The sequence below is a fragment of the Halocatena salina genome (assembly GCF_023115355.1).
Taxonomy (GTDB): Archaea; Halobacteriota; Halobacteria; order Halobacteriales; family Haloarculaceae; genus Halocatena; species Halocatena salina.
Genome location: NZ_CP096019.1, coordinates 1142572 through 1154944, shown reverse-complemented (window position 1 = coordinate 1154944; position 12373 = coordinate 1142572). Strand labels below are relative to the sequence as shown.

The window sequence follows — 12373 nt, the reverse complement described above, 5'->3', positions numbered from 1 at the left end:
GACCGATCGGGTGCACGACACGGGCGAGTGGACTACGATCCCCAGAAGTTGTCCCGGCTACCGAGGCGTTGGCGGTTGAGAGGCCGCTCGTCGTCGGACTCCGTTTCGGTTTCGGTCTCTTCTTCGTCCGGTATCGAGAGCCGTTCGAGTTCCTCCGCGCGGGCGTGATTCGATCGGACGGTAGTAATACGCACCCGTGCCCGCGCTTCGGGTAGCACGCCATCGACGAGAACGATGAACCCCTCTTCGGTTCGACCCACACCAGCTCCGCTTTCGTGAATGTCCGTCACATCTACGACAATTTCCTCGCCGGGTTTGACTGGTTGGGACTTGAGTTCACGGATGGGCTGTTCGTAGTGGGTACACCACTCCGCCCCCCCGCGCTCGCTGTAGTGTTGGCACCCCATACCCTCGATCCGCTCGGTGTAGTGGGGACACTCGTCCGCGAGTGGACAATCCGACATACAGATACCAACGGGGCTAGCGTATAAATCGTTACGACACACACCGCGTTCGCTCTTCTTTCGGGGTACCTGCCCGAAAAGCGGGAGACAGCAGTGTTGGAGTGACCGGTCCAGTCGGTGTCGAGATCGTTTACGGGCTGGAGTTTCTACGTGGGGTCAATGACCGAAGCAGCCTCCCTTCCCGAGGACACTGGCGACGTTCGCGCGGTGCTCATCGAATGGTACGAGTCCGACCATCGTGATTTCCCGTGGCGACGGACCACCGATCCGTATGCGATCCTTGTGTCGGAAGTGATGAGCCAACAGACACAGCTGGAACGGGTCGAAAAAGCGTGGACGGCGTTTCTCGATCGATGGCCTACGGTGGCCGATCTCGCCGCTGCGGAGCGAGGTGCCGTAGTGTCGTTCTGGTCCGACCACCGACTGGGCTACAACAACCGAGCGAAATATCTTCACACCGCAGCACAGCAGGTACTTGACGAGCACGACGGCGAGTTCCCCACCTCGCCCACGGCGTTACGATCGCTTCAGGGCGTCGGTCCCTACACGGCCAACGCGGTCGCCAGTTTCGCGTTCAACGAGGGCAATGCCGTCGTCGACACCAACGTCAAACGCGTACTGTACCGGGCGTTCGACGTTCCGGATTCAGACGCGGCGTTCGAGGACACCGCTGCGGAGTTGATGCCCGAGGGGGCGTCCCGGGTGTGGAACAACGCCATCATGGAACTCGGCGGCGTTGCGTGTCAGAAGACGCCTCGGTGTGACGCCGCCGGCTGTCCGTGGCGCGAGTGGTGTCACGCCTACCAGACGGGCGATTTCACCGCGCCGGACGTCCCGACCCAGCCCGAATTCGAGGGCAGCCGGCGACAGATGCGAGGCCGCGTGATCTCGGTCCTCAAAGAGTACGACGAACTCCCACTAGACACTCTCGGACCGCGCGTCCGGGTCGATTATAGCCCCGACGGCGAATACGGCCGGGCGTGGCTCCGAGAGCTGCTTTCCGATCTCGAAGCCGACGGTCTCGTCGAAACGGACGAGCACGACGGTGAGACCACTGCCCAGCTCCGCCAATGACGAGCGCCGCAACTACACGCGCTGTGAATCCGATTCGCAGCAGCTGCCATCCTACAGCCGTGTGATGTATTCACGGGATGCACACATTACTGGTGGCTGCGTCGAAAAGTCAAATATAAGTCAGACACTCTCGATAGCCAGTTCGATGGCAGTGTTGCTACAGGCTGAGGCCATCGATAGCGGTCGGATCTGGTTACTCCTTGGAACGATCGCATTGGTGCTCGCAACCGGCTACTTCCTCAAGACCGGATGGGGGGAAACGGACCCGACGAAACGCAAACTGTCGGTACTCACCGTCGCGGTCGCCGCTATCGGTGGTCTCACGTACCTACTGTTGACGCTCGGTTACGGCACGATGACAGTACGGTACGGCAGCGAACTACACACAGTGTATTGGCTCCATTTCGTGGACTGGCTCCTCACTACACCACTGATACTACTCGCGCTCGTACTACTCGCGGCCGGGACGCGCCGGACAGCAGCCGCACTCGTCGGCTTCGACGCGTCGATGATGGTGCTCGGTCTCGCAACGGTGCTCACCAACCGGGGAATGGGGGGACTAGACGCGGAAACGTTTCGGCTCGCGCTGTTAGGAGCGAGTGTTCTCGCTTATCTCAGCGTCTTCGTACTGTTGGTCCGTCCGCTCTCGCGTGCTGCTGCCGAACGGTCGACGGAAGTAGCAATGCTGTTCAGCATGGTCCGGAACCTCGTTATCGTACTCTTCGGACTGTATCCAGTCGTGTGGCTGCTCGGTCACGTTCTCGATGTCCTCCCGACGACCGGTTTGTTGCTCGCGTATCTCCTCCTCGATCTCCTCGTAAAAGTCGGGATCGGAATCGCTCTCCTCCAAGCGGACGGTCCGATCGACGAACCGACGAACACGAAACCCCGGACGCTCGGGGGATGACGTGATCGCTCGGACCACCAGCCGCTACGTCAGGGAACGAGCTGTTCGCCGTCGTCGTCGTACACGGTGATGGCGTCGACAGGGCAAACGCGGGCAGCGAACTTCGCGTCGAGTTCGGCGTCTGCGGGCACTGTCTGGACGAACGTGTCAGGTTGCTCCTCTTCGCCATCCACGAGAACGGCCTTCCCCGCCGTTTCGTCCTTCTCGAATCCGTCCCACTCCGCGACACACTGAAACATTCCGATGCAGGTGTCTCGATCGTATTCGATCTTCATGTGTCACGGTTGGAGAACGGCAGGCAAAGGATTGTCGGGTGCTTTTGGGACTAGCGTCTCGTAAGCCGTATCCCGAACGGCGCCATGAATTCCGATCGTATGACCCTCGACGAACTTTCGGAGGACATCGAATCCGCCTATTCCGATTTCGATTCGGAACTCTCGGTTTCTCTCGACCGAGAAACGCGCAACGAACTCGCCGTCTTACAAACCGTGCTCGATCCAGACGACTCCGATGAACTCGTCCGACGGGCGATCCACATGCTGTTTCAGACCACCGTTGACACCGGATCGATGGACTTCCACCTCCGGCGTGGTTACGACGTCACTTACGACGAGTATCTCTCGGGAATGACGTTCGAAGAGATGACCGGCGCGCCACAACCACCCGACAACGACGGGCGACGATACCAGTTTTGACGACGAGGACGTTCCGCATCTGATCCTGATTGTGATTGCCCATCGTTCACCCATCCCCAAAAGACATATTACAGACAAATGTGAAGTTAGTGTATGGAATTTATAGTAATATGGTTCGGAATAATTATTTGTTTTATATTATTAAGCATGCTAGTGGATCGGTTCAGATCGAAGCGTCGGTCGACGAAGCGTCGATCGAAATCTCGAGGGACGAACACGGCCTATGGAGGGGACGATGGCGACAGTGGTGGCGATGGTGGTGGAGATAGTGGTGGTGGGTTCTTCGGCGGTGATGGTGGCGGTGGATTCGGTGGCGGCGGATTCGGCGGCGGTGGTGACGGTGGTGGCGGTGGCGGTGGAGAGTGAACGCTGTATCGTTCCGTGAGAAGTTATGTACTCCCGCTCGCGGCGTCGACGAGGAGATCACACGCGAGATCGATCTCCCGTTCGGTGACGTCGAGTGGGGGGAGCAATCGGAGCGTTTTGTGACCACAACCAAGGGTGAGTAGTCCGCGTTTGAGTGCTTCCTCGATGACCTTCTCGCGACGTTGTTTCGTCTCGAACTCCACGGCGAGCATCAGCCCGATTCCGCGAACGTCCACGACACCGTCGATGTCGGCGTCTCTAAGTCGTTCTTTCGCTTGTCTTCCGCGTTCTGTCGCGTTCGTGAGCAGATTTCGCTCCTCGATCGCTTCGAGCGTAAACACGCCCTGCGCAGCCGAGAGGATGTCGCCCGCACCCCACGTTGAGGAGATACGGGCTTGCTCGTCGGGGAACACCTCCGATCGGGAGATCGTCGCCCCGACCCGGAGCGCCTTCGCGCTTGCAATGACGTCCGGTTCGATGGGGAAGTGATCCGAACCCCACATCTCGCCGGTACGACCGATCCCGGCCTGAATCTCGTCGGCAACCAGTAGGAGATCGTGCTCCGCACAAACCGCTGCGATCTCCGACATGAACGCCTCGCCCGGGATTCGATACCCTCCCTCGCCCTGAACGGGTTCCACGATGAGGTAGGCCACCTCCTCGGCAGGGACATGTCCCTGCTCGGGATCAAGGAGCGCCCGGAGCTTCGACCCGTCCTCGGTGAAAAAGCCACAGTTACACCCACTTTCGCCGTCGACATCGGTATCCGTACAGAACGGCAGGTCGTGAATCCCCGAAATCTCCGGATAGTGTCGTCGGTGGACGGCCTTCGAGCGGTTGAGCGACAGCGCCCCGAGCGTTCGGCCGTGGAATGCCCCTTCGAACGTGATTCCATACTCACCCCGCGTGTGGTCGTACGAGATCTTGATCGCATTCTCTACCGCCTCTGCCCCCGAATTCGAGAGAAACACCGTATCCAGCCCGTAGTGGGAAGTGTGTTCTGTCAGATGCTCCATCAGCTCGGTTGGGCCGGGAAGCCCCCTGCCGACGTTCTCACCACTGATGTAGAAGTCCTGTCCAGCAATTGTTAATGGATCAACAAGATCGAACTCTCGTAGCCGCTCGACGATCTCGGGATTGTTGTATCCCAGCGGTGCCGCACCGACGTGACTCGTGAAATCCATGAGTACGTTGCCGTCGATGTCGGTGCAAAACGGACCGACTGCCTCCGCCTCGGGATCCCACACGAAATCGTACACGTACGTGCTCGGTGCCGCGTGGACGTGGTGGCGCTGTGCCCACTCGCGTGCGCGTTCTCCCGGCATCGATCGAACCGTCGGGGTCGCCGTCTCTCGGTTCATGCTCGGCGTTGGTTTCCCACGGGTAAATAATGGATTGGGTTTCAAGCAGTATTTGCGACAGCGTGTCTTGGCAGTGATGCTCTCTCACAGCGAGGATGTTCTGCTGTTCGGTTTCGCTTGGTTATCAGACGATCGAGACGACTACCTGACGAACAGGAGACCGATCCCGACGCCGAGCACCGCGAGCGCGGCGCTCCACGCCGCCACCCGATAGCCGAACGTCCGAGTAGGACCGACGAGCGCAAGCGCGGCTTTCACGAGGATGCTCACGAGGGTGGCCCCCAATACGGCGAGAATCGCCGTGTTCGCCCCGATCACAGTGCCGTTGTACAGCACGACCGCGGATGTGGTGGCTCCAGCACTCGATACGAGACTTCCGAGCAGGGCCGCGATCAGGAACCCAGCATCACCGAACAGCGCTTTGGCGATCGCACTGCCAACCAACACCACCGCGAACAGCGCACCGAATCCCAGCGCGTTTCGGAGTGAAAACGGGCTGTCGAGGTCGAGATCGATCCGCTGGGTCCAATCTGCCGTGAGCCCGGCGACAGCGATACTACCGAGAATAACGATCCCCAGCGGGATCACAAGACCGAACACCGGTGACCGATCGTCAGCGAACACCATCACGATCGCCAGATTTCGCAGCGCCATCGCCGCGTTCGCCAGTAGAATCGCCGCGACGGCGTAGGAAACGGCGTGTCGGTGTTGGCGGACGTGATCGATCATCGCCCCGACGACCGCGGTTGAAGAGACCAATCCGCCGAAAAAGCCGGTGACGACGATTCCCCGTCCGCCATAGGATCTGACGATGGCGTAGTTAGCGATGCCGATCGCCGCGACGCTCACGACGAGCAGCCACACCACGCGCGGTTCGACCTGAATCGCTAACCCGGCGAGATCCACTGTCATTTCCCCTGCTGGCAGGACCGGATAGATGACGAACGCCAACACGCCGAACTCCACCGCCGAGCGCAGCTCCGCTTTGGTGAGTCCCCACGCGAAATCGTGCAGCTCCCGTTTTAACACGAGTACCAGCGACGATAGGATCGCAACAGTCACGCCCGCCAACAACATCCCCGAACCGACGAGCACACCGACGCCGTAGGCCACCAACATCGATACCGCCGTCGTGAGCGAGAACCCATCTTCCGTACTGAGTAACCCTTGTACGGCGAGCACGCTGCCCTGCACGACGATCAAGACGCCACCGAGCACTAGCAACCACGATCGATCGAGCACCGTAAACACCGCGCCTAACAGGGAAATGAGCGAAAACGTCCGGATACCTGCCGATCGATGGGACCATTCCCGTTCGAGTCCGAGAAACAGCCCGAGTGCACCCGCTAACACCAGTCGGACGAGTTCCGGATCCGGGATCGCTATATTGGGTGCCATACAATACCATACATAGTGTTATATATTAAGAACCGCGGTGTCGAGAGGTTCATGATCGCTCGCTACGTCGGGAGAACGGTTCGCCGCTGGCGGGTGGAAGTCGGAGGAGAAATGTAGTACTGATCGAGCGCTTTAAAAGCCCTTGTCCATCAGCTCACGCGCGATGATGTTCTTCTGGATCTCGGAGGTTCCTTCGTAGATCTGGGTGATCTTGGCGTCGCGGTAGAGGCGTTCGACGTCGAAGTCATTGACGTAGCCGGAGCCACCGTGGATCTGGACGGCTTCGTTCGCAGCGTCGACGGCGACGCGAGAGGCGAACTCCTTGGCCATCGAGGCGAGCGTCGTGAGCTGTTCGTCGGAGTTCTCGACGCTCCACGCGGACTTGTACGTGAGCTGGCGGGCGGCTTCAGTGCGGGTGTGCATGTCTGCGAGTTTGTGCTGGATCGCTTGGAAATCCCCGATCTCACGCCCGAACTGTTCGCGTTCCTGTGCGTAATCGAGCGCCCGTTCGCAGGCTCCTTTTGCGATGCCGATGGCTTGGGCGGCGACCATCGTTCGGGTGATGTCGAAAAACTGCATGAGCTGGAGAAAGCCCATCCCGCGCGTTCCGACGAGGTTCTCCTCGGGAACGCGTACGTCGTCGAAGATGAGTTCGGCCGTGTCGCTCGCACGGATCCCGAGCTTACCGGTGATCTTCTCGCTCGTAAAGCCGTCACGATCGGATTCGACGACGATCTGGGAGAAGCCATTGTACCGCCCCTCCGCCTCCGGATCGGTTTCACACATGACGACGAAGAAATCGCCCACCGAACCGTTGGTGATCCACATCTTGTTGCCGTTGATCACCCATTCGTCGCCGTCCTTTTCGGCCTGTGTCGACACCGAAGAGACGTCCGATCCGGTGTCGGGTTCGGAGATTGCAGCACCCATGATAGCCTCTCCGGTGGCGATCGGTTCGAGGAACCGCTCTTTTTGGTCTTCGGTTCCGTATTCGATGAGTGCGTCACTGCCGAAGGTTGTAGCCGTGATAGACAGGGCGATCCCGGGATCGGCGGCGAACAGCTCCTCGATGATGATCGCCGTATCGAGTGCGCTGTAGCCAGCACCACCGTACTCCACTGGGATGTTCGCACCGTTGAGGCCCATCTCCGTGGCCGCTTCGAGAACGTCGAAGGGGAACTTCTCCTCTACGTCGTACTCTTGGGCGACGGGTTTGACCTCGTTTTCAGCGAACCGACTGACCTCCTCTCTGATCTGCTCTTGTTCGTCGGATAACTCGAAGTCCATGCCCCCACCTCGCAGTGGTTAAAACATAACAATTTTGCGCAGGCGATAAACCCATAAACGGTTGTTACAAGGCCAATGGGAAACGTTGAACACCTCAGCCATGGACTCACTAACCGTCATGGACGTAGATGATATCGAGACGGTCGCAGTGCTCGGTGCCGGGAACATGGGCCACGGTATCGCCGAAGTCGCCGCACTTTCGGGGTATACGGTAGCGCTTCGGGATATCAAAGAGGAGTTCGTCCAGAACGGCTACGAGCAGATCGAATGGAGTCTGGGTAAACTCGCCGAAAACGACCGAATCAGCGAGGAGGAATCGGACGCCGCGCTCGACCGGATCACGCCGTTGGTCGACGTCGAGGAAGCCGTCGCCGACGCGGACGTCGTCATCGAGGCGGTGCCCGAGCAGATGGAGATCAAACAGGACGTGTACGGGGAAGTCGAGGAGTACGCCCCCGAAGAAGCGATCTTTGCGACCAACACTTCCTCGCTTTCGATCACTGATCTCTCGGAGGTAACCGAGCGTCCCGAGCAGTTCTGTGGGATGCACTTTTTCAACCCGCCGGTACGGATGCAACTCGTAGAAGTCATCTCCGGCGAGCACACCGACACCGAGACGCTGTCGGTCGTCGAGGAACTCGCAGAATCGTTCGACAAAACGCCCGTCCGCGTGCGAAAGGACACGCCCGGGTTCATCGTCAACCGCATTCTCGTACCGTTGATGAACGAGGCGTGTTGGATGGTGTCCGAAGACGTCGCAACCAAAGCCGAAATCGACAGCACGGTGAAATTCGACATCGGGCTGCCGATGGGTGCGTTCGAACTCGGCGATCAGGTCGGCAACGACGTAACCTACCACGTCCTCGAATACATGCACGACGTGCTCGGGGACGCCTACGAACCAGCCCCGCTGCTGGAGACGGTCGTCGAGGAGGAGCGTTACGGCAAAAAGAGCGGCGTTGGATTTTATGAGTACGAAGACGGTGATGGGGCCCAGATCCCGACCGACGCCGGACGCGAGGCGATCGAACACCGCTTGCTCGCCGTGATGGCCAACGAAGTCGGCAACCTCGTCGGCGACGACGTGGCTCCCGCCGAGGACATCGACGAGGCCGTGATGCTCGGTGCCGGCTACCCCGAAGGTCCCGCGAAGCTCGCCGACGACGCCGGACTCGACACGCTCGTTGACACGCTCGACGAGTTGCACGAGGAAACTGGCGCCGACCGGTACGGTGTCTCCGATGGCCTGCGAACCCACGCCGATGAGGGCGGCTTTTACGATCAAGAGGAGGACGACGACGCCGTGAGCTACGAGATGATCCGCGTCGAGTATCCCGGCGAGATGGTCGGTCACGTCGTGCTCGACCGCCCACACCGGATGAACACCGTCAACATCGAGCTGTTGGAGGAGCTCGAGCAGGCGGTCGAAACGTTCGAAGCCGACGACGACGTGCGCGCGATCCTCATCACTGGCGAGGGCGACAAGGCCTTTTCCGCCGGTGCGGACGTCCAGTCGATGGCTGCGAGCGCCGAACCGCTCCAAGCGATCGAGCTTTCACGCACGGGCCAACAGGCGTTCGGAAAACTCCAATCCAGCTCGCTGCCGGTCGTCGCCGGCATCGACGGCTACTGTCTCGGTGGTGGGATGGAGATGTCGATGTGCGCCGACATGCGTGTCGCCTCCGAGCGGTCCGAATTCGGTCAGCCCGAACTCGATCTCGGGCTGTTGCCGGGGTGGGGTGGCACTCAGCGCCTCCAGCACATCGTCGGTGAGGGCCGAGCCAAAGAGATCATCCTCACTGCCGAGCAGTACGAAGCCGAAACGATGGAAGGGTACGGCTTCGTGAACGAGGTCGTCCCGAACGAGGACCTCGAAGACCGGGCGTTCGAACTCGCCGCCGATCTCGCCGCTGGCCCACCAGTTGCGACACGGTTCACCAAAAAGGCGATGCTGCGTGGCTGGGAGGACACCGACGCCGGTCTCGAGATCGAAGCCCAAGCGTTCGGTCATCTCATCGGCACTGACGATCTCATGGAGGGCATCACGGCGTTCATGGGCGACGGTGAACCCGAGTTCGAAGGCAAGTAATCGGATAAGGTTACCTCCCCCGTCCTGTGACAGTGGTGTATGGGCATTCACGAAACGGCCGAACTCGAAAACATCACACTCGCCCACGGATCTTCGTCTCCCGCTGTCGAGATCCGCGAGTACGTTACCGTTCACGATTCGTCCATCGGCTCGGATTCACGCATCTACGAGCGCGTTTCGATCAAGAAGTCCGATATCGGTGAGTCCGTGGACATCAACGCCAACACGTACGTCGAGAACGCTCAAGTCGGCGATCGCGTTCAGATCGGTCCCAACGCCTCGGTCGTCGGCGTCACCCACGATCTCACAGAGGAGGACATGGAACACCGTAACGACGTGTTCGAGGAGATCGTAATCGAACCCGGCGCGTTCGTCGGTGCCAGCGCAGTCGTGTTGCCTGATATACATATCGGAGAGAACGCCGTGATTGGCGCGAACGTCACTGTCACCGAGGACGTACCGGCCGGAACGGTCGTACGCGGTACTCGGGAGTAGTGATATAGAAGTTGTTTTGCTGACATAACATTTTCATTCCATCAGTACCTTTATGTGTGATGGGATAACGAAGAGTAAATGAGAACGCTTGCGTGCGCCATGGGGCGTGTGCGTTCGTGTTGAACGCGCCGGGTGGTAAGAGCACCCGACGCAGGGTTCTCAACCGGACGAGAAACCCATGATTGGGAACGAAGCAGAGACATGTAACGGTGTCGAATCGTATCAGAAACACGACCAGAGACAGCGCTGTCGGAAATGTGGCCGTCCGATTCGGACACGGCTCGATCATCGGATCGGCTGCCCGTTAGGGCGGTGGTGGCGATGACCCTCCACCTTTTTTGCGTTCGGGTGCGCGGAGCGCACCCTCACGCAAAAAACGTGGGCGAAAAAAGGCCGCTCGCTACGCTCGCGGGAACTGCGCTCGCGGGAACTGCGCTCGCGGGAACTGCGTTCGTGGGGGGAAGATGACGTTACCAGTGTTTCAGTTCTGGGATCGGTTGGGCGAGTCGGTGAACCTTTCGACCCTCGATGATCGATCGACAATCTCGAAAGCGGAGCTGTACCACATCGTGGACGTGGGGACAGGGACGTGGTGTCGGCCCTGTCGAAGTACGGGCTGTGCGCACGCCACCCAGATCGAGGAGATACTGGCGACGGCCGGGCTTGGTCGGTCACAAATGGAGTACGATGATTTACCCGGGATTGCGAACATCACGCGCTACAACGCGGCAAAAGAGCTGGTCGTTACGGGGTGGTTCGAGAACGGTGGGCGCGTGCGGTATCACGAACAGCGCGACGGAACGGTCGTCCAGTCGGTGTACACGCCCGAGGACGAGCAGGATCCGACTGCGATAACCGAACAACCTGACGCAACGAGTGCACCCGCCGCGTTGGTCGCAACGCTGGCGGAGTACTGCCACTATCGTCAGCGCGGCGATCTCGATGGACTACGGGCCTGTTACCCCGATGTGGCTCGTGTCGTGGACAAAGCCCCAGTCGTCCACGCCGACGACTGAAAACAACAAGGCAGCGGGGGCGGAGCGGTCGCGGAGGCGGTAACGGTCGCGGAGGTGGTAGCGGAGCGGAAGCGGTCGCGGAGGCGGTCGCGGAGTGGAGGACGCAGGTGTAGTCACCGCGAGAGAAGCGGAGCGCAGCGAGCGGCGTTTTTTAGTCCAGGTTTTTTGCGTGAGCGGTGCGCGAAGCGCACCCGAACGCAAAAAAAGTGGGTGCGAAAGACAGCGCTTATTAATGACCGGTACACACGTACAGTTGCACGCTCGGTTGGTGTAGCCCGGCCAATCATGCGGGCCTTTCGAGCCTGCGACGGGGGTTCGAATCCCCCACCGAGCAGTGTTCTCGTAGTGTGTTATTCTGACGGAGTGGATTCCGTCGCATCGTTTGCAGTGCTGTCACGTCGATACCCCCACGGAATCGTATCTGTAGGGATGTCATCTCCTGTCGTCGACGTGTCTGGATCGGTGGAGTGGGATCCAACAGGTGGTGACTCCTCACTGCCGGATCTCTTCTTCTCCGTGTTCGATTGAGTGGATTCTCGCCGTTTCTGATGGCCGTTCCGACGGTGTTGTCCCTTCTCATCGTGGTCGCGCCTCGATTCTGCAGTCCCGTCCCGATCCCTGCGAGGCGGCTGAGCGGACAGGAGAGTCTCAATTTCTTTCACATACCGTCGCTCGTCCTTCACAATCTTCTGTATCTCCCATTCTCTAATTTCGGGCGTGTCAGTAAGCGTCTGATCGGCGTCCAATTTCCACCGTCGCAACTCCCACCGATCCCGCTTCCGTTGGGGACACCGGGTGTCGGACAGATCGAAGTCGTCTTTACTGACTTTCTCTCCGTTGTGTTCCCCGTTGTTTCCGTATCTTTACGGTTGCGTTCCCCGACGAGACTCGACAGGTCAGCGGTTCCCTTGTTGCTTTTCGTCTCCGAATCTTTCTGCGTTGAGCTGTACGTTATCTCTTCGGTCCTCGTCGTTTTTGGTGACCCACAGTCTCCACACACCGGCGTTGGCGGCGGTGCACCGGGCATCAGTGACTTTCCTCACCTCTCGTGTCGCCGGATCGGCTCCAGTTCACCGCAGAACAAGCCTCGGTGCCGGTTCTCAACGCCGTGATGGGGTGGCTGTCTTGAAGGGCAATCCCGTTTCGCCGATGAGAATTTGGAACCAATCCCCACTTCATACCTCTGATTATATTTTACAATATTGTAAATAATGGTATTAA

At 59.5% G+C, this 12373-nt stretch carries 14 protein-coding genes and 1 tRNA gene; 10 read left to right on the top strand and 5 right to left on the bottom strand.

Going from position 1 to position 12373, the window contains the following annotated elements; translation table 11 throughout:
- Nucleotides 1–32: 32 nt before the first annotated feature.
- The gene (locus MW046_RS05890; RefSeq protein WP_247994630.1) at nucleotides 33–464 is read right to left on the bottom strand and encodes a TRAM domain-containing protein; all 432 of its coding nucleotides are present in this window, start codon (nucleotides 462–464) and stop codon (nucleotides 33–35) included.
- 159 nt (nucleotides 465–623) lie between these two features.
- On the opposite strand from MW046_RS05890, the gene MW046_RS05885 reads away from it, so the two are divergent.
- Together MW046_RS05885 and MW046_RS05880 are read left to right on the top strand one after the other, a co-directional pair.
- Nucleotides 624–1538: an HhH-GPD family protein gene (locus tag MW046_RS05885; RefSeq protein WP_247994629.1), complete on the top strand. Its 915-nt coding sequence runs from the start codon at nucleotides 624–626 to the stop codon at nucleotides 1536–1538.
- 145 nt (nucleotides 1539–1683) lie between these two features.
- The gene (locus MW046_RS05880) at nucleotides 1684–2445 is read left to right on the top strand and encodes a bacteriorhodopsin (protein ID WP_247994628.1); all 762 of its coding nucleotides are present in this window, start codon (nucleotides 1684–1686) and stop codon (nucleotides 2443–2445) included.
- A gap of 29 nt (nucleotides 2446–2474) precedes the next feature.
- Here MW046_RS05880 and MW046_RS05875 read toward each other — a convergent pair whose 3' ends face one another.
- Nucleotides 2475–2720, bottom strand: coding sequence for a ferredoxin (locus MW046_RS05875; protein ID WP_247994627.1), 246 nt, complete (start codon nucleotides 2718–2720; stop codon nucleotides 2475–2477).
- 99 nt (nucleotides 2721–2819) lie between these two features.
- On the opposite strand from MW046_RS05875, the gene MW046_RS05870 reads away from it, so the two are divergent.
- Complete coding sequence (locus MW046_RS05870) at nucleotides 2820–3140, top strand: ribbon-helix-helix protein (protein WP_247994626.1); 321 nt, start codon at nucleotides 2820–2822, stop codon at nucleotides 3138–3140.
- Nucleotides 3141–3293: 153 nt separating this feature from the next.
- A complete protein-coding gene (locus tag MW046_RS05865) occupies nucleotides 3294–3506 on the top strand; it encodes a hypothetical protein (protein WP_247994625.1) in 213 nt (70 codons plus the stop codon).
- Between the two features lie 23 nt (nucleotides 3507–3529).
- Here the strand turns inward: MW046_RS05865 and MW046_RS05860 are convergent, their stop codons facing one another.
- The 3 genes from MW046_RS05860 to MW046_RS05850 form a co-directional block, all read right to left on the bottom strand.
- Complete coding sequence (locus MW046_RS05860; RefSeq protein WP_247994624.1) at nucleotides 3530–4867, bottom strand: aminotransferase class III-fold pyridoxal phosphate-dependent enzyme; 1338 nt, start codon at nucleotides 4865–4867, stop codon at nucleotides 3530–3532.
- A gap of 141 nt (nucleotides 4868–5008) precedes the next feature.
- Nucleotides 5009–6265 (bottom strand): MgtC/SapB family protein, encoded by a 1257-nt coding sequence (locus MW046_RS05855; RefSeq protein WP_247994623.1) that lies wholly within the window; start codon nucleotides 6263–6265, stop codon nucleotides 5009–5011.
- Nucleotides 6266–6397: 132 nt separating this feature from the next.
- A complete protein-coding gene (locus MW046_RS05850) occupies nucleotides 6398–7552 on the bottom strand; it encodes an acyl-CoA dehydrogenase family protein (protein ID WP_247994622.1) in 1155 nt (384 codons plus the stop codon).
- A 118-nt stretch (nucleotides 7553–7670) separates the two neighbouring features.
- Here MW046_RS05850 and MW046_RS05845 point away from each other — a divergent pair, with 118 nt between their 5' ends.
- The 6 genes from MW046_RS05845 (at nucleotide 7671) to MW046_RS05820 (ending at nucleotide 12264) form a co-directional block, all read left to right on the top strand.
- The gene (locus MW046_RS05845) at nucleotides 7671–9641 is read left to right on the top strand and encodes a 3-hydroxyacyl-CoA dehydrogenase/enoyl-CoA hydratase family protein (protein ID WP_247994621.1); all 1971 of its coding nucleotides are present in this window, start codon (nucleotides 7671–7673) and stop codon (nucleotides 9639–9641) included.
- A 39-nt stretch (nucleotides 9642–9680) separates the two neighbouring features.
- A complete protein-coding gene (locus MW046_RS05840) occupies nucleotides 9681–10136 on the top strand; it encodes an acyltransferase (protein ID WP_247994620.1) in 456 nt (151 codons plus the stop codon).
- Between the two features lie 321 nt (nucleotides 10137–10457).
- Entirely contained in the window at nucleotides 10458–10604 is a 147-nt protein-coding gene (locus MW046_RS05835; protein WP_247994619.1) for a hypothetical protein, read from the top strand.
- Nucleotides 10601–11152, top strand: a complete 552-nt coding sequence (locus tag MW046_RS05830) for a hypothetical protein (RefSeq protein WP_247994618.1) — start codon at nucleotides 10601–10603, stop codon at nucleotides 11150–11152. Before MW046_RS05835 ends, MW046_RS05830 begins: the two co-directional genes overlap by 4 nt.
- Nucleotides 11153–11411: 259 nt before the next feature.
- Nucleotides 11412–11486: transfer RNA gene (locus tag MW046_RS05825), tRNA-Glu, on the top strand.
- 190 nt (nucleotides 11487–11676) lie between these two features.
- Nucleotides 11677–12264 carry a hypothetical protein gene (locus MW046_RS05820; protein WP_247994617.1) on the top strand — a complete coding sequence of 196 codons (588 nt, stop codon included), beginning with the start codon at nucleotides 11677–11679 and terminating at the stop codon, nucleotides 12262–12264.
- Nucleotides 12265–12373 lie beyond the last annotated feature (109 nt).

Bases quoted from the DNA above. Each gene is read 5' to 3' on its own strand.
- MW046_RS05890 (WP_247994630.1), bottom strand. From the start codon at position 464: ATGTCGGATTGTCCACTCGCGGACGAGTGTCCCCACTACACCGAGCGG.
- MW046_RS05885 (WP_247994629.1), top strand. From the start codon at position 624: ATGACCGAAGCAGCCTCCCTTCCCGAGGACACTGGCGACGTTCGCGCG.
- MW046_RS05880 (WP_247994628.1), top strand. From the start codon at position 1,684: ATGGCAGTGTTGCTACAGGCTGAGGCCATCGATAGCGGTCGGATCTGG.
- MW046_RS05875 (WP_247994627.1), bottom strand. From the start codon at position 2,720: ATGAAGATCGAATACGATCGAGACACCTGCATCGGAATGTTTCAGTGT.
- MW046_RS05870 (WP_247994626.1), top strand. From the start codon at position 2,820: ATGACCCTCGACGAACTTTCGGAGGACATCGAATCCGCCTATTCCGAT.
- MW046_RS05860 (WP_247994624.1), bottom strand. From the start codon at position 4,867: ATGAACCGAGAGACGGCGACCCCGACGGTTCGATCGATGCCGGGAGAA.
- MW046_RS05855 (WP_247994623.1), bottom strand. From the start codon at position 6,265: ATGGCACCCAATATAGCGATCCCGGATCCGGAACTCGTCCGACTGGTG.
- MW046_RS05850 (WP_247994622.1), bottom strand. From the start codon at position 7,552: ATGGACTTCGAGTTATCCGACGAACAAGAGCAGATCAGAGAGGAGGTC.
- MW046_RS05845 (WP_247994621.1), top strand. From the start codon at position 7,671: ATGGACGTAGATGATATCGAGACGGTCGCAGTGCTCGGTGCCGGGAAC.
- MW046_RS05840 (WP_247994620.1), top strand. From the start codon at position 9,681: ATGGGCATTCACGAAACGGCCGAACTCGAAAACATCACACTCGCCCAC.
- MW046_RS05835 (WP_247994619.1), top strand. From the start codon at position 10,458: ATGACCCTCCACCTTTTTTGCGTTCGGGTGCGCGGAGCGCACCCTCAC.
- MW046_RS05830 (WP_247994618.1), top strand. From the start codon at position 10,601: ATGACGTTACCAGTGTTTCAGTTCTGGGATCGGTTGGGCGAGTCGGTG.